This window comes from Stenotrophomonas sp. TWI819, assembly GCF_039673075.1.
GTDB lineage: Bacteria > Pseudomonadota > Gammaproteobacteria > Xanthomonadales > Xanthomonadaceae > Stenotrophomonas > Stenotrophomonas rhizophila_B.
The window spans coordinates 177,367-203,486 of sequence record NZ_JBDJKY010000007.1 but is presented as its reverse complement, the minus strand read 5'-3'; the positions used below and the strand labels follow the sequence as shown (position 1 = coordinate 203,486).

The 26,120-nt window shown below is 67.4% G+C and carries 22 protein-coding genes; 13 read left to right on the top strand and 9 right to left on the bottom strand.

The features are described 5' to 3' along the window. Window positions 1-65 precede the first annotated feature (65 nt). The 4 genes from hemE to ABE463_RS11895 all read right to left on the bottom strand — a co-directional run bounded on the left by hemE (window position 66) and on the right by ABE463_RS11895 (window position 3,187). The gene (gene hemE, locus ABE463_RS11910) at window positions 66-1,139 is read right to left on the bottom strand and encodes a uroporphyrinogen decarboxylase (RefSeq protein WP_346468306.1); all 1,074 of its coding nucleotides are present in this window, start codon (window positions 1,137-1,139) and stop codon (window positions 66-68) included. A 77-nt stretch (window positions 1,140-1,216) separates the two neighbouring features. Next, window positions 1,217-1,468 (bottom strand): WGR domain-containing protein, encoded by a 252-nt coding sequence (locus tag ABE463_RS11905; RefSeq protein WP_346468305.1) that lies wholly within the window; start codon window positions 1,466-1,468, stop codon window positions 1,217-1,219. A 70-nt stretch (window positions 1,469-1,538) separates the two neighbouring features. Then, on the bottom strand, window positions 1,539-2,648 hold the full coding sequence (gene aroB, locus ABE463_RS11900) for a 3-dehydroquinate synthase (protein ID WP_346468304.1): 1,110 nt from the start codon (window positions 2,646-2,648) through the stop codon (window positions 1,539-1,541). Beyond that, window positions 2,645-3,187, bottom strand: a complete 543-nt coding sequence (locus tag ABE463_RS11895; protein WP_123730472.1) for a shikimate kinase — start codon at window positions 3,185-3,187, stop codon at window positions 2,645-2,647. The genes aroB and ABE463_RS11895 overlap by 4 nt, the downstream gene beginning before the upstream one ends. Before the next feature lie 95 nt (window positions 3,188-3,282). On the opposite strand from ABE463_RS11895, the gene ABE463_RS11890 reads away from it, so the two are divergent. Then, window positions 3,283-3,486, top strand: a complete 204-nt coding sequence (locus ABE463_RS11890; protein WP_123730473.1) for a dodecin family protein — start codon at window positions 3,283-3,285, stop codon at window positions 3,484-3,486. A gap of 27 nt (window positions 3,487-3,513) precedes the next feature. Here ABE463_RS11890 and ABE463_RS11885 read toward each other — a convergent pair whose 3' ends face one another. Continuing rightward, window positions 3,514-4,341: a kinase gene (locus tag ABE463_RS11885; protein ID WP_346468303.1), complete on the bottom strand. Its 828-nt coding sequence runs from the start codon at window positions 4,339-4,341 to the stop codon at window positions 3,514-3,516. Between the two features lie 41 nt (window positions 4,342-4,382). Between ABE463_RS11885 and pdxH the strand changes: the two genes are divergently transcribed. After that, window positions 4,383-4,982, top strand: coding sequence for a pyridoxamine 5'-phosphate oxidase (pdxH, locus tag ABE463_RS11880; protein WP_346468302.1), 600 nt, complete (start codon window positions 4,383-4,385; stop codon window positions 4,980-4,982). A gap of 1 nt (window position 4,983) precedes the next feature. Here the strand turns inward: pdxH and prpR are convergent, their stop codons facing one another. Then, the gene (gene prpR, locus ABE463_RS11875) at window positions 4,984-6,606 is read right to left on the bottom strand and encodes a propionate catabolism operon regulatory protein PrpR (protein ID WP_346468301.1); all 1,623 of its coding nucleotides are present in this window, start codon (window positions 6,604-6,606) and stop codon (window positions 4,984-4,986) included. A gap of 157 nt (window positions 6,607-6,763) precedes the next feature. Between prpR and prpB the strand changes: the two genes are divergently transcribed. The 10 genes from prpB to pbpC all read left to right on the top strand — a co-directional run bounded on the left by prpB (window position 6,764) and on the right by pbpC (window position 23,256). After that, window positions 6,764-7,654, top strand: coding sequence for a methylisocitrate lyase (gene prpB, locus ABE463_RS11870; protein WP_123730476.1), 891 nt, complete (start codon window positions 6,764-6,766; stop codon window positions 7,652-7,654). Window positions 7,655-7,681: 27 nt separating this feature from the next. After that, window positions 7,682-8,839 carry a 2-methylcitrate synthase gene (gene prpC / locus ABE463_RS11865; RefSeq protein ID WP_346468300.1) on the top strand — a complete coding sequence of 386 codons (1,158 nt, stop codon included), beginning with the start codon at window positions 7,682-7,684 and terminating at the stop codon, window positions 8,837-8,839. Between the two features lie 139 nt (window positions 8,840-8,978). Further along, window positions 8,979-11,594 (top strand): Fe/S-dependent 2-methylisocitrate dehydratase AcnD, encoded by a 2,616-nt coding sequence (acnD, locus tag ABE463_RS11860; protein WP_346468299.1) that lies wholly within the window; start codon window positions 8,979-8,981, stop codon window positions 11,592-11,594. Window positions 11,595-11,691: 97 nt separating this feature from the next. After that, window positions 11,692-12,408: a hypothetical protein gene (locus ABE463_RS11855; RefSeq protein WP_346468298.1), complete on the top strand. Its 717-nt coding sequence runs from the start codon at window positions 11,692-11,694 to the stop codon at window positions 12,406-12,408. 41 nt (window positions 12,409-12,449) lie between these two features. Beyond that, entirely contained in the window at window positions 12,450-12,707 is a 258-nt protein-coding gene (locus ABE463_RS11850; protein ID WP_346468297.1) for a type II toxin-antitoxin system ParD family antitoxin, read from the top strand. A 25-nt stretch (window positions 12,708-12,732) separates the two neighbouring features. Further along, complete coding sequence (locus ABE463_RS11845) at window positions 12,733-13,020, top strand: type II toxin-antitoxin system RelE/ParE family toxin (RefSeq protein WP_346468296.1); 288 nt, start codon at window positions 12,733-12,735, stop codon at window positions 13,018-13,020. An 80-nt stretch (window positions 13,021-13,100) separates the two neighbouring features. Further along, window positions 13,101-14,285, top strand: coding sequence for a 2-methylaconitate cis-trans isomerase PrpF (gene prpF / locus ABE463_RS11840; protein WP_346468295.1), 1,185 nt, complete (start codon window positions 13,101-13,103; stop codon window positions 14,283-14,285). 20 nt (window positions 14,286-14,305) lie between these two features. Continuing rightward, the gene (locus ABE463_RS11835; protein ID WP_346468294.1) at window positions 14,306-15,763 is read left to right on the top strand and encodes a bifunctional 2-methylcitrate dehydratase/aconitate hydratase; all 1,458 of its coding nucleotides are present in this window, start codon (window positions 14,306-14,308) and stop codon (window positions 15,761-15,763) included. 144 nt (window positions 15,764-15,907) lie between these two features. Then, a complete protein-coding gene (locus ABE463_RS11830) occupies window positions 15,908-20,827 on the top strand; it encodes an alpha-2-macroglobulin (RefSeq protein WP_346468293.1) in 4,920 nt (1,639 codons plus the stop codon). A 53-nt stretch (window positions 20,828-20,880) separates the two neighbouring features. Next, the gene (gene pbpC, locus ABE463_RS11825; RefSeq protein WP_346468292.1) at window positions 20,881-23,256 is read left to right on the top strand and encodes a penicillin-binding protein 1C; all 2,376 of its coding nucleotides are present in this window, start codon (window positions 20,881-20,883) and stop codon (window positions 23,254-23,256) included. A gap of 57 nt (window positions 23,257-23,313) precedes the next feature. Here the strand turns inward: pbpC and ABE463_RS11820 are convergent, their stop codons facing one another. Together ABE463_RS11820 and ABE463_RS11815 are read right to left on the bottom strand one after the other, a co-directional pair. Then, a complete protein-coding gene (locus ABE463_RS11820) occupies window positions 23,314-23,898 on the bottom strand; it encodes a ferritin-like domain-containing protein (protein ID WP_259259498.1) in 585 nt (194 codons plus the stop codon). 29 nt (window positions 23,899-23,927) lie between these two features. Further along, window positions 23,928-24,410, bottom strand: a complete 483-nt coding sequence (locus ABE463_RS11815; protein ID WP_102788119.1) for a peroxiredoxin — start codon at window positions 24,408-24,410, stop codon at window positions 23,928-23,930. A gap of 250 nt (window positions 24,411-24,660) precedes the next feature. On the opposite strand from ABE463_RS11815, the gene ABE463_RS11810 reads away from it, so the two are divergent. Then, the gene (locus ABE463_RS11810) at window positions 24,661-25,557 is read left to right on the top strand and encodes a DnaJ C-terminal domain-containing protein (protein ID WP_123730487.1); all 897 of its coding nucleotides are present in this window, start codon (window positions 24,661-24,663) and stop codon (window positions 25,555-25,557) included. 123 nt (window positions 25,558-25,680) lie between these two features. On the opposite strand, the gene pilH is transcribed toward ABE463_RS11810, so the two are convergent. After that, window positions 25,681-26,064 (bottom strand): twitching motility response regulator PilH, encoded by a 384-nt coding sequence (pilH, locus tag ABE463_RS11805; protein WP_123730488.1) that lies wholly within the window; start codon window positions 26,062-26,064, stop codon window positions 25,681-25,683. Between the last annotated feature and the right edge of the window lie 56 nt (window positions 26,065-26,120).

Here is a 26,120-nt window from a genome sequence, read left to right as displayed (position 1 = left end):
AACGCGTGCGTCGTCGGCCGTGCCCGGGTAGTGCCGGCCGTTGGCCGGCTACCTGCCGATCGCGATCAGCGTCGGCTCAAGCGGTGTACAGCTTCCACCAGGACCTGGACATGGTCGGGGTTCATGTCGGGCGACATGCCGTGGCCGAGGTTGAAGACGTGGCCTTCGCGCGAGCCGCCGTTGCCTTGGGCGTAACTGTCGAGCACCTGGCCGGCGGCGCGTTCGATGGCGGCAGGGTTGCCGTAGAGGGTGGTGGGGTCGAGGTTGCCCTGCAGGGCGACGCGGCCGCCGGTGCGGGCGACGGCGTCGGCGAGGTCCAGGGTCCAGTCGACGCCGAGGGCGTCGGCGCCGGTGTCGGCGAGGGCGCCGAGGTGCAGGCCGGTGCCTTTGCCGAACAGGATCAGCGGGGTGCGTTCGGCACCATCACCGCGTTCAAGTTCCTGGGCGATGCGGGTCAGGTAGCGCAGGGAGAATTCGCGGTACATGGTCGGGCTGAGTACGCCGCCCCAGGTGTCGAAGACCTGCAGGACCTGGGCGCCGGCCGCGCGCTGGGCGGCGAGGTAGGCGATCACCGCGTCGGTGACGACCGAGAGCAGCTGGTGAAGGGCGGCCGGTTCGTTCAGGGCCATCGCCTTGATGCGGGCGAAGTCCTTGCTGCCGCCGCCTTCCACCATGTAGCAGGCCAGCGTCCACGGGCTGCCGGAGAAGCCGATCAGGGGCACGCTGCCATCGAGTTCGCGGCGGATCACGCGCACGGCGTCCATCACGTAGCGCAGGTCGGTTTCCATGTCCGGCACCGCCAGCTTGGCGATGGCGGCCGCGTCGCGGACCGGGTGGCGGAACTTCGGGCCTTCGCCTTCGACGAAGTACAGCTCCAGGCCCATCGCGTCGGGGATGGTGAGGATGTCCGAGAACAGGATGGCGGCATCGAGGTCGAAGCGGCGCAGCGGCTGCAGGGTGACTTCGCAGGCGATGTCCGGGTTCTTGGCCATCGCCAGGAAGCTGCCGGCCTTGGCGCGGGTGGCGCGGTACTCGGGCAGGTAGCGGCCGGCCTGGCGCATCAGCCAGACGGGGGTGCAGTCCACCGGTTCGCGGCGCAGGGCGCGCAGCAGGCGATCATGGCGGGAGGGGCTGGTCACGGAACGCTTCCTTGGGATCTGGTGGCGCGGGGCCGAATGGGGTTGTGGCGGTAGGGCGATGGCGGTGCGATGGCCGCTCAGGGCGGCGGATCACCGCTCGTATAGGTCACTTCGTAGCCGCGGTGCAGGTGCGCATCGCGCGCCTTCTCGAACGCGGCCAGCGCCAGGTCTTCCTGCAGGTACTGCTCGCGGCGCAGTTGCCCGCGCCCGCCGATGGGGCCGGACTCGAGCAGCAGCTCCCAGCCACCGAACAGGTCCGGTTGCAGGGTGAGCTGGAGATAGCGGGCCGGATCGGCACCGCGGGCGTGTTGGTGCAGGAAGACGCGCATGCCCCGATTGTAGCCGTGAACGCCGCAGGCGGCCGTCAGCGACGGGCAGGTGCGGCGGAACGTCGCAGGCTCAGCCGGCGGCAAGCACGCGCAGCACGTCGGCCTCGTCGACGTTGGCGACCACTTCGGCGCGGCCGATCCCGCGCCACAGCACCAGGCGCAGCCGGCCGGCGACGTTCTTCTTGTCCAGCCGCATCCGGGCCAGCAGGGCTTCGGGCTGCAGGCCCGCCGGAATGGCGACCGGCAGTTCGTAGCGCAGCAGCAGCTCGCGCAGCTGATCGGTGTCGGCGTCCCCGCTCATGCCCAGCTGGGCCGACAGGCGCGCGGCCAGGACCATACCGACCGCGACGGCTTCGCCGTGGTTGAGGTTGTCGTTGCCAGGTGCGCCGTAGCCCTGTTCGGTTTCGATCGCGTGGCCGAAGGTGTGGCCGAGGTTGAGCAGGGCGCGCTCGCCTTTTTCCAGCGGATCGCGCGCCACGATCTCGGCCTTGTGCTCGCAGCTGCGCGCGATGGCCTGGGCCAGCGCGGTGTCATCGCCGGCCAGCAGCGCGGTGTGTTCGGCCTGCAGCCACTGGAAGAACAACGGGTCGCGGATCGCACCGTACTTGATCACCTCGGCCAGGCCGGCCCGCAGCTCGCGCGGGGGCAGGGTACGCAGGGCGGCGGTATCGGCGATGACGGCGCGCGGCGGGTGGAAGGCGCCGACCAGGTTCTTGCCTTCGGGGATGTCTACCGCGGTCTTGCCGCCGACCGACGAATCGACCATCGCCAGCAGCGAGGTCGGCAACTGCACGCAATCGACACCGCGCATCCAGCAGGCGGCCGCGAAGCCGGCCAGATCGCCGGCGACGCCGCCACCGAGCGCCATCACGCAGGCATCGCGGGTGGCGCCGAGGGCGGCCAGTGCGGTGATCGCATCGCTGAAGTGGGCCAAGGTCTTGGAGGCTTCGCCGGCCGGCAGCACCAGCTCACCGATCAGCAGGTCCGGGCGCGCGGCCAGCAGCGCCGATGTCACCCCGGCCAGATACAGCGGCGCCACCGAGGAATCGCTGAGCAGCAGCACATGGCGACCGCGCACATGGCGGGCCAGCAGCTCGCCCTGGCCGAGCAGGCCCGGGCCGATGTGGATGGTGTAGGGGGTGCCGCCGCTGACGGCAACGGTGCGCGGGGAGGGGGTCATTCGGGTGTTTCCTGTCGCTGCCACTGCGCGGCCAGGCGCAGCACCAGCTGCGCGGTGGCCTCGGCGGGCGTGTAGAGATCGGTATCCAGGGTGAGGTCGGCCAGGCCCTGGTACAGCGGGTCACGGGCGGCGGCCATCTCGTGCAGTACCTGTTCGCGGTCCGGGCGCTGCAGCAGCGGGCGCCCGCGGTCACGGGCCAGCCGCTCCAGCTGGGCCGGCACGCTGACCCGCAGGTAGACCACGAAACCGCGGCGGGCGATCGCCGCGCGGTTGTCCGGATCCAGCACCGCGCCACCGCCGGTGGAAATCAGTTGACCGTGGCCGTCCAGCAGGGCGTGCAGGACCTGACGCTCATGCTGGCGGAAGCCGGCCTCCCCGGAGTGTTCGAAGATCGCCGGAATGCTGGCCCCGGTGCTGTCCACGATGGCCTGGTCGGCATCCACGAAATCCAGCGTGAAGCGCTCAGCCAGCCGGCGCCCGATGCAGGTTTTGCCGGCGCCCATCGGGCCAATCAGGATGAGGTTCGGAGCGGGGTTCATTACCCTCGATCCTAACATCTCCGTGCCATCGCCTTTACGCGCCGGCCCCCATGGTGGGCCGGCGCGGACTGTCCCGCGCGCCACCGGAGCGCCCCATGTCCGTCGCCAAAATCATCGAGATCAATGCGTCCTCCAAGACCAGCGTGGAAGACGCCGTGCGCAGTGGCCTGAAGAAGGTGGCCGAGACGGTCAAAGGCATCCAGGGCGCCTGGATCAATGAAACCAAGGTGGTGACCGATGGCGAGGGCAATATCACCGAATGGCGGGTGAATCTGCGGGTGACCTTCCTGGTCGGTTGATTCCCGCGCGCCCTATGGTGACCGTGGTCAGCGCGTCGGAATGATCCGGCGCTGCTCGTCCAGCGCAATCACGGTGTCTGCCAACGCGGGCAAGGCACGCAGTGCCTGGCGGCTGACCCGTTCGTAGTACTGCACGAAGCGCTCCAGCTGGGCGCGGCTCATGCTGCTGCGGTCGGGCTGGGCCGCCTGCAGATTCTGCTCCTGCTGCCAGCGCCAGCGCGGGATCACCGAAAAATCCGGCGGCTGCAGGAACCACAGCCGGTCGCAGCGCTGCCACAGCGCGGGGTAGTCGGTGGCGAGGGCGTGATTGCACCAGCGGCGCCAGCGGCCATCCGCATCTGCCTCGCGCTCAAGGGCGTTGAGCGGTGGGTCCAGATCGGTTTCGTCCTGTGCGGGGGTTTCGAGGAACCACCCTTCGAACACCAGCAGGTCGAGTGGCCCGTCGATGCGCGGCCAGTCCTGTTCGGGCAGGCGCTCGTCGGCGAGTTTGTCGAAGCGGGGCAGGGCGACCGGGCCGCCGGCCGCGACCGCCTCCAAGGTGGCATGGGCAAGGGCCAGATCGTGGGTGCCAGGCGGGCCGCGGGTCAGCAGCAGCGGGTGCACCTGCCGCGCCAGACGTTGGCGCTGGACACGGGTGAGGTACACATCGTCGATGGAGAGCATGGCCGCACGCAGGCCGCGCGATGCGGCCAATGCGACCACCTGGGCCGCCAGCGTCGATTTGCCGCTCCCCTGCAGGCCGCTGATCGCCAATACTGGAACGGCCGCACCGCAGTTCAGGGCGTCGTCCAGCGCCTGCGCGACCAGTGCATCCGGAAAACCTTTCGTCGGGGGCATGTACGCAGGTGCAGGCATGCAGCGACAATAAACCCAAACCGCGTGACAAGAAAACCGCCATGACCGATCTGTATGCCGAAGCGTTGTCCACCTTTGCCGGGCTGTTCGAAGAAGCCAAGGGAAGCCGCGAAGTCGAACCGAATGCGATGACCGTCGCCACGGCCGACCAGAGCGGCCAGCCCTCCGCGCGAACGGTGTTGTTGAAGGCGTTCGACGAGCGCGGCTTCGTGTTCTACACCCACCTGGACAGTCACAAGGGCCGTGAGCTGCAGGCCAATCCGCAGGCGGCGCTGCTGTTCCTGTGGCGCAGCCTGCGCGACGCCGGCATCCAGGTGCGTATCCAAGGCCGCGTGGAGCAGGTCAGCGATGCCGAGGCCGATGCGTATTTCGCCTCGCGGCCGCGCATGAGCCAGATCGGTGCGTGGGCGTCGCTGCAGTCGAAGACACTGGCCTCGCGCGAGGAATTCGACGCGCGCGTGGCCACCACGGAAGCCAGCTTCGAGGGCCGCGATGTGCCGCGCCCGGAAGGTTGGAGTGGGCTGCGCGTGGTGCCGCAGCGGATCGAGTTCTGGTACGGCGCGCAGTTCCGCCTGCATGAGCGCTGGTGCTACGAGATCGGCGCGGACGGGCAGTGGAGCAAGCGGATGCTGTTTCCCTGATCTAGGCAGGTGTTGCCTCGCGCAGCCAACGCCACAACGTCGTTCGTGAGACCCCCAGCTGCGCGCAGGCCTGCTCGCGGTTGCCGCCGCAGTCGGTCAGCAACTGCTGCAGCGCGGCCGCATCCGGTCGCGCCGGCGAGGCAGCGCTGAGCGCTCTCGGGGCGCCGGCACCTGCCAGCACCCGTGGGCGCTGCACCGCATGCAGCTCCGGCAACCACTGCAGCATCTGCGGCAGCGACAGCGCACCCGGCTGCTGCTGCCAGTGGATGCGCAGTCGGTCGACCATGTTGCGCAGTTCGCGCACATTGCCCGGCCAGGCGTAGTCGCGCAGCCGTGCGAGCGCCTCGGGCGAGAGGGGCGAATCCGTACCCGCGAGCTGCCGGAAGAAGTGGTTCACCAGCAAGGGGACATCCTCGCGCCGTTCGTGCAGCGTCGGCAGCGCGATGCGCAATGCGGCCAGGCGGTAGTACAGATCGCGACGAAAGCGCTGCGCGTCCACCAGCGATTCCAGTGTCTGCAGCGTGGCCGCAACCACGCGCACGTCCACCGGCGTCGGCTCGGTGGCGCCCACGCGCAGCACTTCGCGCTCTTCCAGTACCCGCAGCAGCCGGGTCTGCAACGGCAGCGGCAGTTCGCCGATTTCATCGAGGAACAGCGTGCCGCCCTCGGCGGCTTCCACCAGACCGACACGGCCGCCACGACGTGCGCCGGTGAACGCGCCTTCGGTGTAACCGAACAGCTCGGCTTCCAGCAGTGACTCGCTGATTGCCCCGCAGTTCAGCGCGACGAAACGACCCCGGCGGCCACTGGCGCTATGCAGTTGCCGCGCCACCAGCTCCTTGCCGGTGCCGGTCGCGCCGGTCACCAGCACGGTGCTGTCGTACGGGGCATACAGCGCGATGTGTTCGCGCACCTGCTGCATCGGCGCGCTGTCGCCGAGCAGGGCGTGATCCGCATCCCGGCGCTTGGCCGGTGCCCGCCGCCGCAGTGACGATGCCCCGGAACGAGCCAGGGTCTGGGTCAGCTCCAAGGCATGTTCGAACGCTTGCCGCACCGAGTCCGCCGAGTACAGCAGCACCCCGGGCAGGCCGACCTGCTCGGCATGGTCGATCGCCATGCCGGTGCCGACGATCACCTCGATACCGTTGGCACGCAGATCGGCGATGCAGTCGCGCGCATCCTCACGGGTCACGAAGCGGCGGTGCTCGATGTCCAGCCCGAAGCTGTGCTGGAAGCTGCCGAAGGTCGGCACATCGGTGGCATGCGTGACCAGGCCGATCCGCGGGGCGATCCGGCGTGCGCGCGCCAGCGCTTCCATCAGGTCGAAGCCGTTGGCCTGGATCGGCACCAGCGGTACCTCCAGCCGGCTGCGCAGGTAGGCCGCATTGGAGCCCCCGGCGATGACCACGTCGCAGTGTTCGCGCCGCAGGCGTTGGCCGATCACATCCACCGCCTCCTCGAAGCCGAGATTGATCGGCACGATGCGGGCGCGGCGGTCGAACTCCGGAATCACATCGCCGAGCAGGCCGGTCAGGCGTGACACGCTGACCGTCCAGATCACGGGCAATGGGCCAGCATCCGGGTCGGACAGGCGGGAGCGGTGCCGGGGCAGGCTGATCGACATGGGCATGTTTCGATGGTTCAGTTTCATCCATGTTACAGATGTTTCAATGTTTCAAGGTGAAACGCTTCGGTCATCGTGCCGCCTCAATGAAATCAGATACTTGCCAGCTGGCACGGCCCTTGCGCTTATCAACCCGTCAACCACGATGGAATGCCGCATGAGCACCCCTGTTTCCTCCGCTGGCGCCCGTTTCCGCGCCGCACTGGCCGCCGAATCGCCGTTGCAGGTGATCGGCGCGATCAACGCCAACCACGCGCTGCTGGCCAAGCGCGCCGGCTACCGGGCAATCTACCTCTCCGGTGGCGGCGTCGCGGCCGGCTCGCTGGGCCTGCCGGACCTGGGCATCAACACCCTGGAAGACGTGCTGATCGACGTGCGCCGCATCACCGATGTGTGCGACCTGCCGCTGATGGTGGACATCGACACCGGGTTCGGCCCGAGCGCGTTCAATATCGCGCGCACCGTCAAATCACTGATCAAGGCCGGCGCGGCCGCCTGCCATATCGAGGACCAGGTCGGCGCCAAGCGCTGCGGTCATCGTCCGGGCAAGGAGATCGTGTCGCAGGGTGAGATGGTGGACCGGGTCAAGGCCGCTGCCGATGCGAAGACCGATCCGGACTTCTTCCTGATCGCGCGCACCGATGCCATCCAGGTCGATGGCGTGGATGCCGCGATCGAACGTGCCATCGCCTGCGTCGAGGCCGGTGCCGATGGCATCTTCGCCGAGGCCGCCTACGATCTGGAGACCTACCGCCGCTTTGTCGATGCGGTGAAGGTGCCGGTGCTCGCCAACATCACCGAGTTCGGCGCCACGCCGCTGTTCAGCCGCGATGAGCTGGCCTCGGCCGGCGTCGCCATCCAACTGTTCCCGCTGTCCGCGTTCCGCGCTGCCAACAAAGCGGCAGAGAACGTGTATGAGACCATCCGCCGCGAGGGCCACCAGCGTAATGTGGTGGAGGCGATGCAGACCCGCGAGGAACTCTACGACCGTATCGGTTACCACGCCTTCGAGCAGCAGCTCGATGCGTTGTTCGCCGCCAAGAAGTAAGACCGCACACTGTTTTCTGGAGGGATCATGAGCGACACCACTACCGCCCCCGGCTTCAAGCCGAAGAAATCCGTCGCCCTGTCGGGCACCGCTGCCGGCAACACCGCGCTGTGCACCGTCGGCCGCAGCGGCAACGACCTGCACTACCGCGGGTATGACATCGCCGATCTGGCCAACACCAGCGAGTTCGAGGAAATCGCGCATCTGCTGGTCCACGGCAAGCTGCCGACCCGCGCTGAGCTGGTGGCCTACAAGACCAAGCTGAAGTCGCTGCGTGGCATCCCGGCCGCGGTCAAGGCCGCGCTGGAAGAGCTGCCGCCGTCAGCGCACCCGATGGACGTGATGCGCACCGGCGTGTCCGTGCTCGGCTGCGTGTCGCCGGAGAAGGACGACCACAACCATCCGGGCGCGCGCGACATCGCCGACAAGCTGATGGCCTGCCTGGGCTCGATGCTGCTGTACTGGTACCACTGGAGCCACAACGGCCGCGCGATCGACGTGGAGACCGACGACGACTCCATCGGTGGCCATTTGCTGCACCTGCTGCACGGCGAGAAGCCGCAGGATTCGTGGGTGAAGGCGATGCATACCTCGCTGATCCTGTACGCCGAGCACGAGTTCAATGCCTCGACCTTCGCCTGCCGCGTCATCGCCGGTACCGGCAGCGACATGTACAGCGCGATCACCGGCGGCATCGGTGCCCTGCGCGGTCCCAAGCACGGCGGCGCCAATGAAGTGGCCTTCGAAGTGCAGAAGCGCTACGACAACCCGGACGATGCCGAGGCCGACATCAAGGCCCGCGTGGAGCGCAAGGAAGTCGTCATCGGTTTCGGCCACCCGGTCTACACCGTCAGCGATCCGCGCAACAACATCATCAAAGAGGTCGCGCGCGACCTGTCCGCCGAGCAGCAGAACGTCAAGATGTACGACATCGCCGAGCGTCTGGAGTCGGTGATGTGGGACATCAAGAAGATGTTCCCGAACCTGGATTGGTTCAGCGCGGTCAGCTACCACATGATGGGCGTGCCGACGGCCATGTTCACCCCGTTGTTCGTGATCGCCCGCACCTCCGGCTGGAGCGCGCACATCATCGAGCAGCGCATCGACGGCAAGATCATCCGCCCGAGCGCGAACTACACCGGCCCGGAAGACCAGGCCTTCGTGCCGATCGACCAGCGCAAGTAAGACAGACGTACCGCACCCGTTCGCGGGTGCTTTGCGGACCAGGCCGGCGCGATGCCGGTCTGCTCCGTTGCGGCGTCGCTACTCCTTCTTCGCCGGTGTCACGACGCCCCGGCCCGCCAACAAGCAGCTATCGCCAGCCATGAATACTCAGTACCGCAAGAACCTCCCCGGCACCGCGCTGGACTATTTCGATACCCGTGCCGCGATCGACGCGTTGCAGCCCGGTGCCTATGCCACGCTGCCGTATACCTCGCGCGTGCTGGCCGAAAACCTCGTGCGCCGCTGCGATCCGGCCACGCTGGAGGCCTCGCTGCGCCAGTTGATCGAGCGCCGCCAGGACCTGGATTTCCCGTGGTTCCCGGCCCGCGTGGTGTGCCATGACATTCTCGGCCAGACCGCCCTGGTCGATCTGGCCGGCCTGCGCGATGCCATCGCCGACGCCGGCGGTGACCCGGCGCAGATCAATCCGGTGGTGCCGACCCAGCTGATCGTGGATCACTCGCTGGCGGTGGAATTCCCCGGCTTCGACAAGGCTGCGTTCGAGAAGAACCGCGCCGTCGAGGACCGCCGCAATGAAGACCGGTTCCACTTCATCAATTGGACCAAGAAGGCCTTCAAGAACGTTGACGTGATTCCGCCGGGCAACGGGATCATGCACCAGATCAACCTGGAGAAGATGTCGCCGGTCGTGCAGGTGCGCGATGGCGTGGCCTTCCCGGATACCTGCGTGGGCACCGACAGCCACACCCCGCACGTGGACGCGCTGGGCGTGATCGCGATCGGCGTGGGTGGCCTGGAGGCGGAGAGCGTGATGCTCGGTCGCGCCTCCTGGATGCGCCTGCCCGACATCATCGGCGTGGAGCTGACCGGCCGCCCGCAGCCGGGCATCACCTGCACGGACGTGGTGCTGGCGTTGACCGAGTTCCTGCGCAAGGAGCGCGTGGTCGGTGCGTGGATCGAGTTCTACGGGGAGGGCGCCAATGCGCTGACCATCGGTGACCGCGCCACCATTTCCAACATGACGCCGGAGTTCGGGGCCACCGCGGCGATGTTCTACATCGACCAGCAGACCCTGGACTACCTGCGCCTGACCGGCCGCGAGGATGCGCAGGTCGAGCTGGTGGAAACCTACGCCAAGGCCACCGGCCTGTGGGCTGACGATCTGGTCACCGCGCACTACGAGCGCGTGCTGCAGTTCGACCTGTCCACCGTGGTGCGCAACATGGCCGGCCCGTCCAACCCGCACAAGCGTGTGGCGACGACCGATCTGGCTGCGCGCGGCATCGCCGATGAAGGCAAGCTGGCCTCGGGCAAGCAGGAACAGGCCGATGGCCTGATGCCCGATGGCGCGGTGATCATCGCCGCGATCACCAGTTGCACCAACACCAGTAACCCGCGCAACGTGATTTCCGCGGCCTTGCTGGCGCGCAACGCCAACCGCGCCGGCCTGACCCGCAAGCCGTGGGTGAAAAGCTCGCTGGCGCCCGGTTCCAAGGCCGTGCAGCTGTATCTGGAAGAAGCCGGCCTGCTGACCGAACTGGAGCAGATGGGCTTTGGCATCGTCGCCTTTGCCTGCACCACCTGCAACGGCATGAGCGGCGCGCTGGACCCGAAGATCCAGCAGGAAGTGATCGATCGCGATCTGTATGCCACCGCCGTGCTCTCGGGCAACCGCAACTTCGACGGCCGCATCCACCCGTACGCCAAGCAGGCCTTCCTCGCCTCGCCGCCGCTGGTGGTGGCCTATGCGATCGCCGGTACGGTGCGTTTCGATATCGAGAAGGACGCGCTCGGCCATGATGCCGACGGCAACCCGATCACGCTGAAGGACCTGTGGCCAAGCGATGCCGAGATCGACGCGGTGGTCAAGGCCAGCGTCAAGCCGGAACAGTTCCGCAAGGTCTACGACCCGATGTTCACCTTCAAGGTGGAGCACGGCGCCCCGATCAGCCCGCTGTACGATTGGCGCCCGCAGAGCACCTACATCCGCCGCCCGCCTTACTGGGAAGGCGCGCTGGCCGGTGCCCGCAGCCTGGCCGGCATGCGCCCGCTGGCCGTGCTCGGCGACAACATCACCACCGACCATCTGTCGCCGTCCAACGCGATCATGGCCAGCAGCGCGGCCGGTGAATACCTGGCGAAGATGGGCCTGCCCGAGGAAGACTTCAATTCCTACGCGACCCACCGCGGCGATCACCTCACCGCGCAGCGTGCGACGTTTGCCAACCCGAAGCTGATCAATGAAATGGCCGTGGTCGATGGCCAGGTCACGCAGGGCTCGCTGGCGCGCGTGGAGCCGGAAGGCCAGGTCACCCGCATGTGGGAAGCGATCGAAACCTACATGGGCCGCAAGCAGCCGCTGATCATCATCGCCGGCGCCGACTACGGCCAGGGCAGCTCGCGTGACTGGGCCGCCAAGGGCGTGCGTCTGGCCGGCGTGGAAGCCATCGCCGCCGAAGGCTTCGAGCGCATCCATCGCACCAATCTGATCGGCATGGGCGTGCTGCCGCTGGAATTCAAGGAAGGCGTCAACCGCAAGACCCTGGGCATCGACGGCACCGAAACCTTCGACGTGCTGGGCGAGCGTGTGCCGCGTGCCGAGCTGACCTTGGTCATCCATCGCGGCGACGGTGAACAGCTGCGGGTGCCGGTCACCTGCCGGCTGGATACCGCCGAAGAGGTCTCGATCTACGAGGCCGGTGGCGTGCTGCAGCGGTTCGCGCAGGACTTCCTGGAATCGGCGCAGGCGATGTGACGGTATGCCAGGCCCGCCCGCGAGGTGCGGGCCTGGCGCGTCGCTGGCATGGGGCCATCGGCGCGTAGGTTCCACAACAACAAGGACAGGCGGCGACATGTTTTACACGGTGGCGGGCGCGATCAATACCGCCTTCATCCTGCTCAGCCTGGTGGGTGTGTGGGCCCAGCTGCGCAAGGTATGGCAGCGCCGCGCGAGCGGGACGCCGGGCGCAATCGCCACCGACATCCTGTCGCTCAACCAGTTCACGGTGAGTTTCCTCGCGTACCTGTCGTTCTTCGTCTACGGCTACTCCATCCAGCCGTTCAACCATTTCATTGTCTGGCCGCGCCTGCTTGCCTCGGTACTTGTGCTGCTGATCCTGCGCGAGATCTGGATGGACCGGCGCAGCCGCGCGGCCACCATTGGGCTGGCGCTGGCTTGCCTCGCGCTGCTATGTGCGCTGGCTGGGCTGGTCTGGGGGCAGCGTCACGTAGATGAGGGGCGCGTGCTCGCCTCGGCGATGATCGTGGCCATTACCGTGCTGCTGGCACAGGGCTATGCGCACCAGATCCTGCTGATCTGGCGCTCCGGCCGCACCGGCGCGGTGTCGCTGCGGATGAGCCAGCTGATCCTGCTGATGGACATCTCCACCATCGTGTTCGCCTTCGCCATGGGGCTGCGCCTGGGCTGGCCGCTGCTGCTGCTGGCTGTGGTCAGCGGCAGCACCAAGCTGGCCATTCTGTGGCTGTTTCGCTGGGAGCGTCGTAGCACGGGGGCGGAAAGAGTAGATCGGCGGGATGAACGAGGCGGAGTTGCGATCAATGAAAGGTAGGTGCACACTTTTATGGCAAAAATTGCCAAAGAGGTCTGATCATGGCCACGATGAACATCTCGCTCACCGATCCGCTCAAGCAGTTTGTCGATGAGGAAGTCACCCAGGGCGGGTACTCCAGTACGTCCGATTATGTGCGCGACCTGATCCGCCAGCGCCAGCGGCAAAAAGCCGAAGAGCTGCTGCGCCGGTTGATTGCGGAGGGCCTGACGTCTGGCCCAAGTGTTCCGGTCACCCCGGCGACCTTCGAACGGATGCGCCAGGATCTGGCAGAGCGGTTGGACCGTGAAGCCGATTGAGTGGCGGCCACGCGCGGAACGGGACGTGGCCGAGGCTGCGCTCTGGTTCGCGCGTCAGGGCGGGCTGGCACTGGGCGAACGGTTCATTGCAACGGTGGATGCCGCGTTGGCGCGGATTGCAGCGTTTCCTGAGGCAGGATCGGATCGGCATGCCTGGGTCACCGAGGAACTGCCGGTCCCGCTGCGATTCACGGTGCTGCCCGTCTTTGATCGCTATCTGATCTATTACCTCGACCTACCGGGCTGCGTTGACATCCTTCGCGTTTGGGATGCCTCGCGCGGTTTGGATGCATTGATGGATCAGATGCCATGACCGTTCCCCAGTGCACGCAGCGCCATTCAAACGGATGAAGCATCCGCTCGTCCCCATCCATCCTGCACGGACATGATTTCATGACCCATCTCCCCCAGCTCCGCATTCCCGCCACCTACCTGCGCGGTGGCACCAGCAAGGGCGTGTTCTTCAAGCTGACCGACCTGCCCGCCGCTGCGCAGGTGCCCGGCCCGGCGCGCGATGCGCTGCTGATGCGCGTGATCGGCTCGCCTGATCCGTATGCCAAGCACACCGATGGCATGGGCGGCGCGACCTCCAGCACCAGCAAGTGCGTGATCATCTCCGCGCCGTCGGTGCCGGACCACGACGTGGATTATCTGTACGGCCAGGTGGCGATCGAGACGGCGTTTGTCGACTGGAGCGGTAACTGCGGCAACCTCAGCACGGCGGTGGGTCCGTTCGCGATCAGTAACGGATTGATTGATCCGGCGCGGATTCCGCACAACGGTCTGTGCACCGTGCGGATCTGGCAGGCCAACATCGGCAAGACCATCCTGGCGCACGTGCCGATCGTGGAGGGCCAGGTGCAGGAGGACGGCGATTTCGAACTCGATGGCGTGACCTTCCCGGCCGCGGAGATCCAGCTGGAGTTCCTGGATCCCTCCGATGATGGCGAGGGTGGGGCGATGTTCCCGACCGGCAACCTGGTCGACACGCTCGACGTGCCTGGCGTGGGCAGCTTCCAGGTCACGATGATCACCGCCGGCATTCCGACCATCTTCCTCAACGCGGCCGATCTGGGCTACACCGGTACCGAACTGCAGCCGGCGATCAATGAGGACAAGGCGGCCCTGGCGCGTTTCGAAGCGATCCGCGCGCACGGCGCGGTGCGCATGGGGTTGATCGAGACCATCGAGCAGGCCGCGACCCGCCAGCACACGCCCAAGGTCGCCTTCGTCGCCCCCGCGCAGGACTACGTGTCCTCCAGCGGCAAGCAGATCGCCGCCGGGGATATCGATCTGCACGCGCGCGCGCTGTCCATGGGCAAGCTGCACCACGCGATGATGGGCACCGCCGCGGTCGCCATCGGCACCGCCGCCGCCATCCCGGGCACGCTGGTGAACCTGGCCGCCGGTGGCGGTGAGCGTGAATCGGTGAACTTCGGTCATCCCTCCGGCACGCTGCGCGTGGGCGCGCAGGCGGCACGCGTTGACGGTCAGTGGACGGTCACCAAGGCCATCATGAGCCGCAGTGCCCGCGTATTGATGGACGGTGCGGTACGGGTGCCTGCCACCACGTTGTAACGCCTAACAGGAGAATCGCGATGTCCGGTCATGACAGCCACAGCAACCAGCGCCCCGCCTGGGACACGGTCCTGACCGACATCGTCGATTACGTCCGCGATTACCAGGTCAGCTCGCCGCTGGCGTACACCACCGCGCGGCACTGCTTGATCGATACGCTGGGCTGCGGGTTGGCGGCGCTTTCGTTCCCGGCCTGCAGCAAGCTGCTCGGGCCGCTGGTACCCGGCATGCAGGTGATCAACGGCGCGCGGGTGCCAGGGACGCGCTTCGAGCTTGATCCGGTGCAGGGCGCGTTCAACATCGGCGCGATGATCCGCTGGCTGGATTTCAACGACACCTGGCTGGCGGCGGAGTGGGGACATCCGTCCGATAACCTCGGTGGCATCCTCGCCACCGCCGATTGGCTCAGCCGCAATGCCGAGGCGCTGCGGCGGGCACCGCTGACCATGCGCGATGTGCTGGAGGCGATGGTCAAGGCGCATGAAATCCAGGGCTGCCTGGCGCTCGAGAATGCGTTCAACCGGGTCGGGTTGGACCACGTGGTGCTGGTCAAGGTCGCCTCCACCGCGGTGGTGTCGCACATGCTTGGCCTGGATCGCGAGCGCATGCTCAATGCCTTGTCGCTGGCCTGGGTGGATGGACAGTCGCTGCGCACCTACCGGCACGCGCCCAACACCGGCTCGCGCAAGAGCTGGGCGGCGGGCGATGCCACCAGCCGTGCGGTGCGCCTGTCGCTGATGGCCGCGGCCGGTGAGATGGGCTATCCCAGTGCGCTGACCGCGCCGACCTGGGGCTTCTACGATGTCTCCTTCGGCGGGCAGCCGTTCCGCTTCCAGCGACCGTACGGCAGCTACGTGATGGAGAACGTGCTGTTCAAGATCAGCTATCCGGCCGAGTTCCATGGCCAGACCGCGGTCGAAGCGGCGATGCAGGTGCACGCTCAGATGCGCGCCAGCGGCAAACGCAGCGAAGACATCGCGCAGATCACCCTGCGCACCCAGCAGGCCTGCCTGCGCATCATCGACAAACCCGGTCCGCTGCATAACCCGGCCGACCGCGATCACTGCGTGCAGTACATGGTGGCGATCGGCCTGATCTTCGGCCGGCTGGTTGCCGAGGACTACGAGGATGACGTGGCGGCCGATCCGCGCATCGATCCGCTGCGGGCGAAGATCACCTGCGTGGAAGCGCCGCAGTTCACGGCCGACTACCTGGACCCGGACAAGCGCAGCATCGCCAACGCGCTGCATGTGACCTTCTCCGATGGCAGCACGATGGAGGCCGTGGTCGAGTACCCGCTGGGCCACGCCCGGCGCCGGGCCGAGGGCATCCCGCTGCTGGAGGACAAATTCCGCCGTCACCTGGCCGGGGTGTTCCCGACCGTGCAGCAGCGCAGGATCCTGGAGTCGTCGCTGGACCCGGTCGCGCTGGAGGCGATGCCGGTGCATGAGTACGTCGACCTCTACGTCGCCGGGTAGAGCCGACCGTTGGTCGGCTGCCGTCCGCCGCCGCCCGCGGCGCACCTGCCCGCCCACCATGACGCCTTGGATCGCCAAAGATCCCCGCCCCCGGACGGGCCGGGACGGCCCGTATACTGGCCGCCTTGTTCAAGGAGTGACGTCATGGCTAGCCGCAGTCGGTTCGGGCAGTGGAGCTGGAAGGGAATCGCGGGCCTGGCGCTGGTCGCCGGCCTGGCCATCGGCGTCGGGGGTTGCAAGCGCAACGACAGCGGCCAGCTGCCCGCACCGTCCGGCGCGCCGATCACGGCCAAGGCCGAGGCGGTCACCGAGTTCACCCTGGTCCGGGCCTACCCGGATCAGAAGAGCGACGGCCTGTCGCTGGCGCTGGAGTTCTCACGCCCGCTGGTCGGCACCCAGGATTTCGACGCGCTGGTCCGCTTTGCCGAGAAGGTCGGCACCGAGGACAGCAGCTGGTCGCTGTCCGATGACGGCAAGACCCTGCGCTATCCGTTCGTGGAGGCGGCCAAGGAATACTCGCTGATCGTCTCGCCCGACCTGCTCGCCGCCGATGGCAGCCGGATCGGCAAGGAGCTGCGCCAGAAGGTCTTCACCGGCGAGCTCAAGCCGGTGGCCGGGTTCGCCTCCCAGGGCAGCGTGCTGCCGGCCAAGGACAGCCGTGGCCTGCCGGTGGTGTCGGTCAACGTGCCGGAAGTGGACGTGGAGTTCCTGCGCGTGCGCGAGAAGGAACTGCCGAACTTCTTCAGCCAGTACCAGCGCGGCGGCCGCCGCGGCAGCTGGGAGCTGGAGAGCGAGTACGGCGACAAGACGCCGATGTCGCAGTTGGCCGAGCCGGTGTACGTCAACCGCTTCGTGATCGGCGGCAAGCAGAACGAGCGCGTGCTCACCTACCTGCCCACGCAGGACATCAAGGAGCTGCAGCAGCCCGGCCTGTATTTCGCGGTGATGAAGCGCAGCGGCTCGTTCGAAGGCGAGTACGACACCGCCTTCTTCACCGTCAGCGACATCGGCCTGCATACGCGTGCCTACAAGGACACGCTGTTCGTGCACACCGCCTCGCTGCAGAGCGGGGCGTCGTTGAAGAAGATCGAGCTGCGTATCCTCGATGGCAAGGGTGAGGTGGTGCTCAAGGGCGCGACCGATGGCAACGGCAATGCGCTGCTCAATTACACCCTCGATGCCAGCCATGTGCTGATCGCCAGCAGTGGCGGCGATACCTCCATGCTGCCGTTCAACCAGCCCGCGCTGGACCTGAGCGAGTTCGCCGTGGCCGGGCGCGACAACGCCTGGTTCGACGTGTTCACCTGGTCGGGCCGCGACCTGTACCGTCCCGGCGAGACTGTGCGCATTTCCGCCCTGCTGCGTGACAACGATGGCAAGCCGGTGAAGCCACAGCCCGTCTTCCTGCGCCTGAAGCAGCCCGACGGCAAGACCTTCCGCGAGACCCGCCTGACCCCGGGCGAGCAGGGCTACTTCAGCTTCGAGCAGCTGATCCCGGCCGAGGCGCCGACCGGGCGCTGGCAGGTGGAGTTCCGCACCAACCCGGCCAGCAAGGAAGCGATCCAGGGCATGACCCTGCGCATCGAGGAGTTCCTGCCCGAGCGCATGAAGCTGGATCTGGACAGCGCGCAGAAGACGCTCAAGCCGGGCGAGCCGCTCAAGCTGCAGGCCGATGCGGCGTATCTGTACGGTGCGCCGGCTGACGGCAACCGCTTCACCGCGCGATTGGCCGTAGCGGCCGAGCAGTCGCCGGTCGAGTCGCTGCCGGGCTACTTCTTTGGCGACCCGACCACCGCGCTGCCGCGCGAGGCGCGCGACGTCATCGATACCGAATTCCCGGCCGACGGCAAACTGCGCCAGGACGTGGAGCTGCCGGCGGAAGTGAAGCCGACCGCGCCGATCGCCGTGGTGCTGTCCGGCAGCGTGTATGAAACCGGTGGGCGCACCGTGACCCGCACCCTGAAGCGGGTGATGTGGCCGGCCCCGGCGCTGGTGGGTGTACGCCCGCTGTTCGATCCCAAGGACGGCGCCGATGCCAACAGCAATGCGCGCTTCGAACTGATGCGCGTGGACGCGGCAGGCAAGCCGCAGCCGGCCAAGGGCCTGAAGGTCACGCTGGTGCGCGAGCTGCGCGATTACCACTGGACCTTCAACGACAACCGCTGGGATTACGACTTCACCCGCCGCTTCGAGAACAAGGACACCCGCACCGTCGATGCCGGCAGTGCGGCGGTCGGCGTTGATTTCCCGGTGGAGTGGGGCGAGTACCGGTTGGACGTGTTCGATCCGGCCACCGGGCTGACCAGCCGCTACCCCTTCAATGCCGGCTGGAGCTGGAACGACGACAACCGCGGCCTGGATGCACGCCCGGACAAGGTCAAGCTGGCGCTGGACAAGACCGGCTACAAAGCCGGCGATACCGTGCGCGTCACCGTCACCCCGCCGCATGCCGGCAAGGGCGTGCTGATGGTCGAGAGCGACAAGATGCTCTACGTCCAGGATATCGACGCCAAGCCGGGCAGCACCTACGACATTCCGGTCACGGCCGAATGGGAACGTCACGACGTCTACATCACGGCACTGGTGTTCCGTGGCGGCAGTGCCCCGAGCAAGATCACCCCGGCCCGTGCGGTCGGCGTGGTGCATGTGCCGATGGACCGCAAGGCGCGGCAGATCGCGGTCGGCTTGGTGGCCCCCAAGCAGATGCGCCCGGAGCAGACGCTGCCGGTCACCGTGAGTGCCCCGCAGCTGGCCGGCAAGGTCGCGCATGTGACCGTCTCGGCCGTCGATGTGGGCATCCTCAACATCACCCGCTTCCCGGTTCCCGATGCCGCCGCGCACTTCTTCGCGCAGCGTCGCCTGGGTGTGGATGCGTATGACATCTACAGCCGCGTGATCGAGAGCTTCGACGGCAGCAGCGGCAAGCTGAAGTTCGGTGGCGACATGGCGCTGGCGGCGATGCCGCAGGCCAAGCGCCCGACCGCGCGCGTGCAGACGGTGGACCTGTTCTCCGGCCCGGTGAAGCTCGATGCCAAGGGCATTGCGCGGATCGCGTTGAAGGTGCCGGATTTCAACGGCACGCTGCGCGTCTCGGCGCTGGTCTACGCCGATGACCAGTACGGCAAGCGTGATGTGGAGACCGTGGTGCGCGCGCCGATCCTGGCCGAAGCCAGCATGCCGCGCGTGATGGCGCCCGGCGATACCAGCACCGTGACCTTGGACGTGCAGAACTTCACCGGCACGCCGGGCGAGTTCAAGGTGCAGGTCGATGGTATCGGGCCGCTGACCCTGGGCGAATCCAGCCGCACACTCAAGCTCAACGCGGATGCCAAGAGCACGCTGAGCTTCCCGCTGACCGCGCGCGAGGGCTACACAGTGGCCAAGGTGCGCGTGCGCGTGGACGGCAACGGCTTCAAGGTCGATCGCCGCTATGACCTGCCGGTGCGCGCGGCGTGGCCGCAGGTGCTGCGCGCGCAGACCCGCACGCTGGATCCGCTGGCCGCCGTCACGATGGAGGCCGGGCTGGCCGATGGCCTGATGAACGACTCGGTGACCGCACGCATGCTGGTTAGCGCGCTGCCGCCGATTCCGTTCGCCAGTGCCTTGAACGGCGCGCTCAACTATCCGTATGGCTGCGCCGAGCAGACCACCAGCAAGGGTTACGCCGCGCTGATGCTGGATGAGGCGACCTCGGCCATGCTCGGCGCGGACGGGCTGGATGCCAAGACCCGCCGCGAGCGCATGGAAGGTGCCTTCGGTCGCCTGGCCTCGATGCAGGTGGCCAACGGCAACTTCTCGATGTGGGGTGACGACGGCTACATCAATCCGTGGCTGACGCCGTACATCGCCGAGTTCCTGCTCGACGCCAAGGACGCCGGCTTCGCGGTACCGGACAACGTGCTGCAGAAGGCGCTGAACCGCCTGAGCGAGGATCTGCTGTCCGGCGGCAACCAGTTCTATGGCGAGGATCGCCGCGAGAACCTGAAATTCGCCAACCAGGCCTATTCGGGCTACGTGCTGGCCCGGGTCAACCGTGCACCGCTGGGTACCCTGCGCGCGCTGTACGACAACGAACGCAGCAAGTCGCTGACCGGCCTGTCGCTGGTGCACCTGGGCATCGCGCTGTCCCTGCAGGGCGACCACAAGCGCGGCGATGCGGCCATTGCCGCCGGCTTTGCCAAGAGCGCGGCTGACCGCCCGGCCTACTTCGGCGATTACGGCAGCGCGGTGCGCGATGACGCGCTGATGATCGCGCTGCTGCACGAGCGCAAGTTGTCCAAGCCCGCCTACGATGCACGCGCGGTCGATCTCGGCCGCGCGCTGGATGCCCGCCGCAACAGTGGCTGGATGTGGCTGAGCACCCAGGAGCAGGTGGCGCTGGCCCGCATGGGCAAGGCGTTGTCGGCCAACCAGAAGAAACTGGTCTCCGGCGAACTGGTGGTGGGTGGCGAGAGCGAGAGCATCTCGGCACGGCGCATGTTCGGCCGCAGCTTCGACTACGCCGCGCTGGCCAAAGGCGTGCGCTTCACCCCGCAGGGGGAGCCGCCGATGTTCGCCAGTCTGGAAGTGGCCGGCATTCCGCGCAACCCGCCGGAACCGGACAGCCGCACGCTCGGCGTGGAGCGCAGCTGGTACACCACCGACGGCAAGCCGTGGACGCCGCGTCCGCTGAAGGAAGGCGAGGCCCTGATCGTGCGGGTCAGTGTCACCCCGAACGTGGACATGCGCGACGCCCTGCTGACCGATCTGTTGCCGGCCGGGCTGGAGATCGAGAACTTCAACCTGGGCGATGCCAAGCAGTGGGCCGATGTGGTGGTCGACGGATTGAGCGTCAACGATCGTGGCGATGCGGCCAACATCAAGCACGAGGAGTTCCGCGACGACCGCTACGTGGCCGCGCTGAAACTCTCGCGGGGCAGCACCGCGAAGGTGTTCTACCTGGTGCGTGCGGTCACGCCGGGCACCTACCGCGTGCCACCGCCGCTGGTGGAGGACATGTACCGTCCCGACCTGCGCGGGGTGGGGCGCAGCCTCCCGGCCTCGCTGACCGTGGTGCAGCCCTGATCGCAGAGCGGGCCGTCGCGATGACGGCCCGCCTGCCTCGCTGCTGAATCGACATGACGTCTCTTTTCTCCAAGCCGTGGTGGGCGTCGGTGCTGCGCGGCGTGCTGCCGTACCTGCGATGGGGTACGGCTGCGCTGCTCACACTGCTGCTGGCGCTGGACCTCGCGTTCCCGCCACCGCTGCCCAGGCAGCGCGACACCAGCACCCTGGTGGTTGCGCGCGATGGCACGCCACTGCGCGCCTTCGCCGATGCCGACGGGGTGTGGCGTTATCCGGCCTCGGCCGACAGCGTCTCGCCGCGGTATCTGCAGGCACTGCTGAACTACGAAGACCGCTGGTTCTGGCGGCATCCCGGCATCAACCCGTGGGGCCTGCTACGCGCCGGCAAGCAATGGCTGTTCGAACAACGGATTGTCTCCGGCGGTTCGACGCTGACCATGCAGGTTGCGCGGATTCTCGATCCGCATACGCGCACGCCGTGGGGAAAAGCCAAGCAGCTGCTGCGCGCGGTGCAGCTGGAACTGCACCTGAGCAAGGCGCAGATCCTCGGCCTGTACCTGGAACGCGCACCGTATGGCGGCACCATTGAAGGCGTGGAGGCGGCGAGCTGGGCCTATCTGGGCAAGCCGGCCTCGCAGTTGTCGCATGCCGAGGCGGCGTTGCTGGCGGTGCTGCCGCAGTCGCCCAGCCGGTTGCGCCCGGATCGCCACCCGGAGGCGGCACAGCGGGCGCGCGACAAGGTGCTAGAGCGGATGGTGTCACTCGGTGTGTGGTCACGCGAGGAGGTCGACGATGCGCGCATCGAGCCGGTGGTCACGCGCGCGCTGCAGCCCCCGCTGCATGCGGCGCTGCTCGCCCAGCGGCTGCGCTCGGCACAGCCGCGGGCGGCGCGGATCGAGAGCACGCTGGATATCGGCCTGCAGCGCACGCTGGAAGAGCGTGTGTCGTCCTACTTTTCGCAGCTGCCCGAGCGCACCTCGGCGGCATTGCTGGTGGTGGACAACCGCACACTGGAGGCACGTGCCTACGTCGGTTCGGTGGCGTTCGGCGACAAGCAGCGGCTCGGCCATGTGGACATGGTGCAGGCGTGGCGCTCACCGGGTTCCACGCTCAAGCCGTTCCTGTATGGCATGGCGCTGGATGATGGCCTGATCCATTCGGAAAGCCTGATGGTGGATGCGCCGCAGAGCTTCGGTGGCTACCGGCCGGGCAACTTCGATGCGGCATTCAATGGGCCGGTCAGTGCCGCCACGGCCCTGCGGTTGTCGCTCAACGTGCCGGCGGTGGACCTGCTGGATCGGGTCGGCTCGGCGCGTTTTGCCGCACGCCTGTCGCATGCGGGCATCAACCTGCGCTTTCCGCATGGCAGTGCGCCCAATCTCTCGCTGATTCTCGGCGGCACCGGTGCGCGGCTGGAGGATCTGGTCGGCACCTTCGCCGCGTTCAACCGCAACGGCATCGCCGGGCGGGTGCGCTACACCGCCGAGGATGCGGTGATAGAGCGGCGTCTGATGTCCCCCGGCGCGGCGTGGATCACCCGCGAGGTGCTCGAGTCCAATCCACGCCCGGGCTACGGCACCGGCACCTTCGATGTCACCGGCCGCCCACGTGTGGCCTGGAAGACCGGCACCAGTTACGGCTACCGCGATGCCTGGGCGATCGGCACGACGCGCCATTACACGGTAGGCGTCTGGGTGGGGCGCCCGGATGGCACGCCGCTGCCCGGCCAATACGGTGCGGTGACCGCCCTGCCGCTGATGTTCGAAGTGATCGACAGTCTGCCGCGCCAGGCCGGCGATGCCAGTGCGGCGCCGATGCCGGCGAGCGTGGCGCAGGCCGAGATCTGCTGGCCGACCGGCGGCTTGGTAGAGCAGACCGCAGCGCCCCTGTGCCAACGCCGGATGCCGGCCTTCGTGCTGGACGGGGTCGTGCCGCCGACCTTCGCCGAACGCGAGGCGCGGCTGTGGCAGCCGGGGCTGCAGCGTTTCCAGGTGGATGCGCGCTCGGGGCTGCGGCTGTCGCCGGAGTGCAGCCGGCCGCATGCGGCGGAGCCGCGTGAGATCGCGCGCTGGCCAGCGCTGTTGTCGCCGTGGTTGCCACAGGCCCAGCGCCAGGCCTCGCAGTTGCCTGCATTGTCCCCGGACTGCAGCGCCGACGGCCGCGAGAGTGGCGGCACCCTGCATATCGAGGGGCTCAACGACCGCGCCACCCTCGCACGCGCACCGAATGCCGAGCACGGCGTGCGCCTGCAGCTGCGTGCACTGGGCAACGAATCAACGGTGGATTGGTTGCTGGATGACCGCTGGATTGCCCGCACCGAAGGGGCGCGACTGTTCCAGCGCGATTTTGATGAGGTGGGTGAGCACACGTTGACCGCGCTCGCTGCTGACGGTGCCTGGACGCAGGTGCGGTTCCGGATCCTGCGCTGATCATGCGGTGCGCAGGGTCTGGCAGTGCCGGCCGTGGGCCGGCACTACCGTCCAACATTACTCCCCGATCCAGCCGTCCAGCAGGTCGGCGAACTCGTCGGCGTGTTCTTCTTCCTGCGCCAGGATCTCTTCGAGGATGCGCTTGGTCGTGGTGTCCTTGTCGCCCACGAAGTTGATCATCTCGCGGTAGCTGTCGATCGCGATGCGCTCGGCAATCAGGTTCTCGCGGACCATGTCGCGCAGGTCGCTGCCTTCCTTGTACTCGGCATGCGAGCGCGCGGTGAGTGTGTCCGGATTGAGGTCCGGCTCGCCGCCCAGCTGCACGATGCGTTCGGCCAGCTTGCCGGCGTGCGCCTGTTCCTGCTGTGCGTGTTCCAGGAACTCGGCCTTGATCGAATCGGCGAGCATGCCCTTGGCCATGAAGTAATGGCGGTAGTAGCGCAGCACGCACACGTACTCGGTGGCGAGCGCATCGTTGAGCAGCTTGATCACCGCTTCGCGGTCGGCGCTGTAGCTGTCGGTGATGGCGCCATCTTCGATGTCCTTGCGGGCCTTGGCACGCAGGGTGGCGGTGTCGCTGATGCCCGGCGGACGGGTGTTGTCCGGGGCGGCGTTCGGGGTGTTCTTGGCTGGCTTTGACATGGCTGGCCGGGTTCCTCTGTTGCGTGGGTCTAGCGGGGGAGATGCTCCAGCACGTACTGCGCCGAAGACACCTCGAATTTTCCGGGTTCCTCGATGAAGGTCTCGCGCACGACACCGTCTTCGACGTACAGCGCGAAGCGGCGCGAGCGGATGCCCATGCCCGAGCTGCTGGCATCCATTTCCAGGCCCAGCGCACGGGTGAACTCCCCATTGCCGTCAGACAGCAGCTGCAGGCCGTCGGGCACCTGCTGGCTCTCGCCCCAGGCCTTCATCACGAACGGGTCGTTGACCGCCATGCAGAACACTTCGATCCCGCGGTGGCGGAATTCGGGGAACTGCTCGATGAAGCCGGGCAGGTGCCGGGCCGAACAGGTCGGGGTGAATGCGCCGGGCACGCCGAACAGCACCGCTTTGCGCGAATCGAACAGGGCATGGGTATCGATGGTCTCCATGCCCTCGCGGATGCGCTTGAGGGTGACTTCGGGAATGCGGTCGCCAACGTGGATGGTCATGCGGACTCCTTGGACACAGGCAGGGTAGTGAGGGGCATGGGATGGCCATGTCAACACGTTGAAAAGCCGCCGTGCAGACCCATCTGTAGCGGGAAAGGCGGGCCACGGGGGCAGCGTAGCCGTCCGGGATGTCCGCCGCATTGCGCAGGATCATTCGCGCCCGGCGTCACGGTGGGCCGGTCCGCAGCGGCTAGAATTGCGCGGACGGCGCCCGCCCACGCGGGTGGCCGAACTTAGTCGAGGTGTTTGGATGGAATTCAAGGATTACTACGCCACGCTCGGGGTGGAACCCACCGCGGGCGATGCTGAGATCAAGACCGCGTACCGCCGCCTGGCGCGCAAGTACCACCCGGATGTGAGCAAGGAAGCCGGGGCCGAGGACAAGTTCAAGGCGGTCAACGAGGCTTACGAGGCGCTGCGCGATCCGCAGAAGCGCGCGGCCTATGACCAGCTCAAGGCGCAGGGCTACCGGCCCGGCGAGGAGTTCCATACCCCGCCGAACTACGGCGGTGGCCAGGGCTATGACTTCGAAGAGGTGTTTGGTGGCGGCGCCGGTGGCGGCGGCTTCAGCGATTTCTTCGAGAGCCTGTTCGCGCGCCAGCGCGGCGGTGGCGGTGGCCGCGCCAGTGGCTTCGGCGGCGCCAGCCAGGGCCCGCAGCCGACCCGCGATACCCGTGCCAAGCTGTCGGTGCCGTTGGAGGCCGCCTACCAGGGCGACAGCCTGCGCATCAACGTGGGCGGCAAGCAGCTGGATGTGCGCGTGCCCAAGGGCATCCGCCCGGGCCAGGTGATCCGGCTGGGCGGGCAGGGCACCGGTGGCGGCAACCTGCTGCTGGAAGTGGAATACGCCGAGCACCCGCAGTTCGAGGTGGATGGCCGCAACATTCTGTACACCCTGCAGGTGACCCCGTGGCAGGCCGCGCTGGGCACCAGCATCAGCGTGCCGACCCTGGGCGGTGCGGTGGAGCTGAAGGTGCCGGCCGAGTCCGATGCCGGCCGCAAGCTGCGCCTGCGTGGCCGCGGCCTGCCGGGCAACCCGGATGGCGATCAGATCGTGGAGCTGGAGATCATTGCGCCGGCGCCCACCGATGAGGCGCAGAAGAAAGCGTACAAGACGCTGGCCAAGGCATTCGGCGAGAAGGTCTGAGGCAGGTGGTGCGCGGCGTCCGGGTCATCGTTGCGCACTGACCAACGGTCGGTGTCTACCGGGGTGGCCGCGATTGCCTTCGCGGTAGAAGCCGACCGTTGGTCGGCTCACCGTGCCATCAGCTCACGCCGTCGGCGGTTCCTGGTGGCTGAAAACGCGCTCCAGCACCTCGGACAGCTCGTCTTCCGAGAACGGCTTGGTGATATAGGCCTTGGCGCCCTGGCGCATGCCCCACATGCGGTCGGTGTCCTGGTCCTTGGTGGTCACCAGGATCACCGGGATGTGCTTGGTCGAGGCGTCGCGTGCCAGCGTGCGGGTCGCTTGGAAGCCATTGAGGTTGGGCATGACCACGTCCATCAGCACCAGATCGGGCAGCTCGGCCTTGGCCGTTTCCACCCCGGCGGCGCCATCGGTGGCGGTCAGGATCTCGTGCCCGAGTTTTTCGACGATCCGCTGTATCCCCAACAGCTGCGACGGTGAATCGTCGACGATCAGAATGCGTGCCATGGTGTTCCCCGTGTGATGCCCGCAGTGTAGTGCGGGCCTCGCACCGTCGTGAAGCG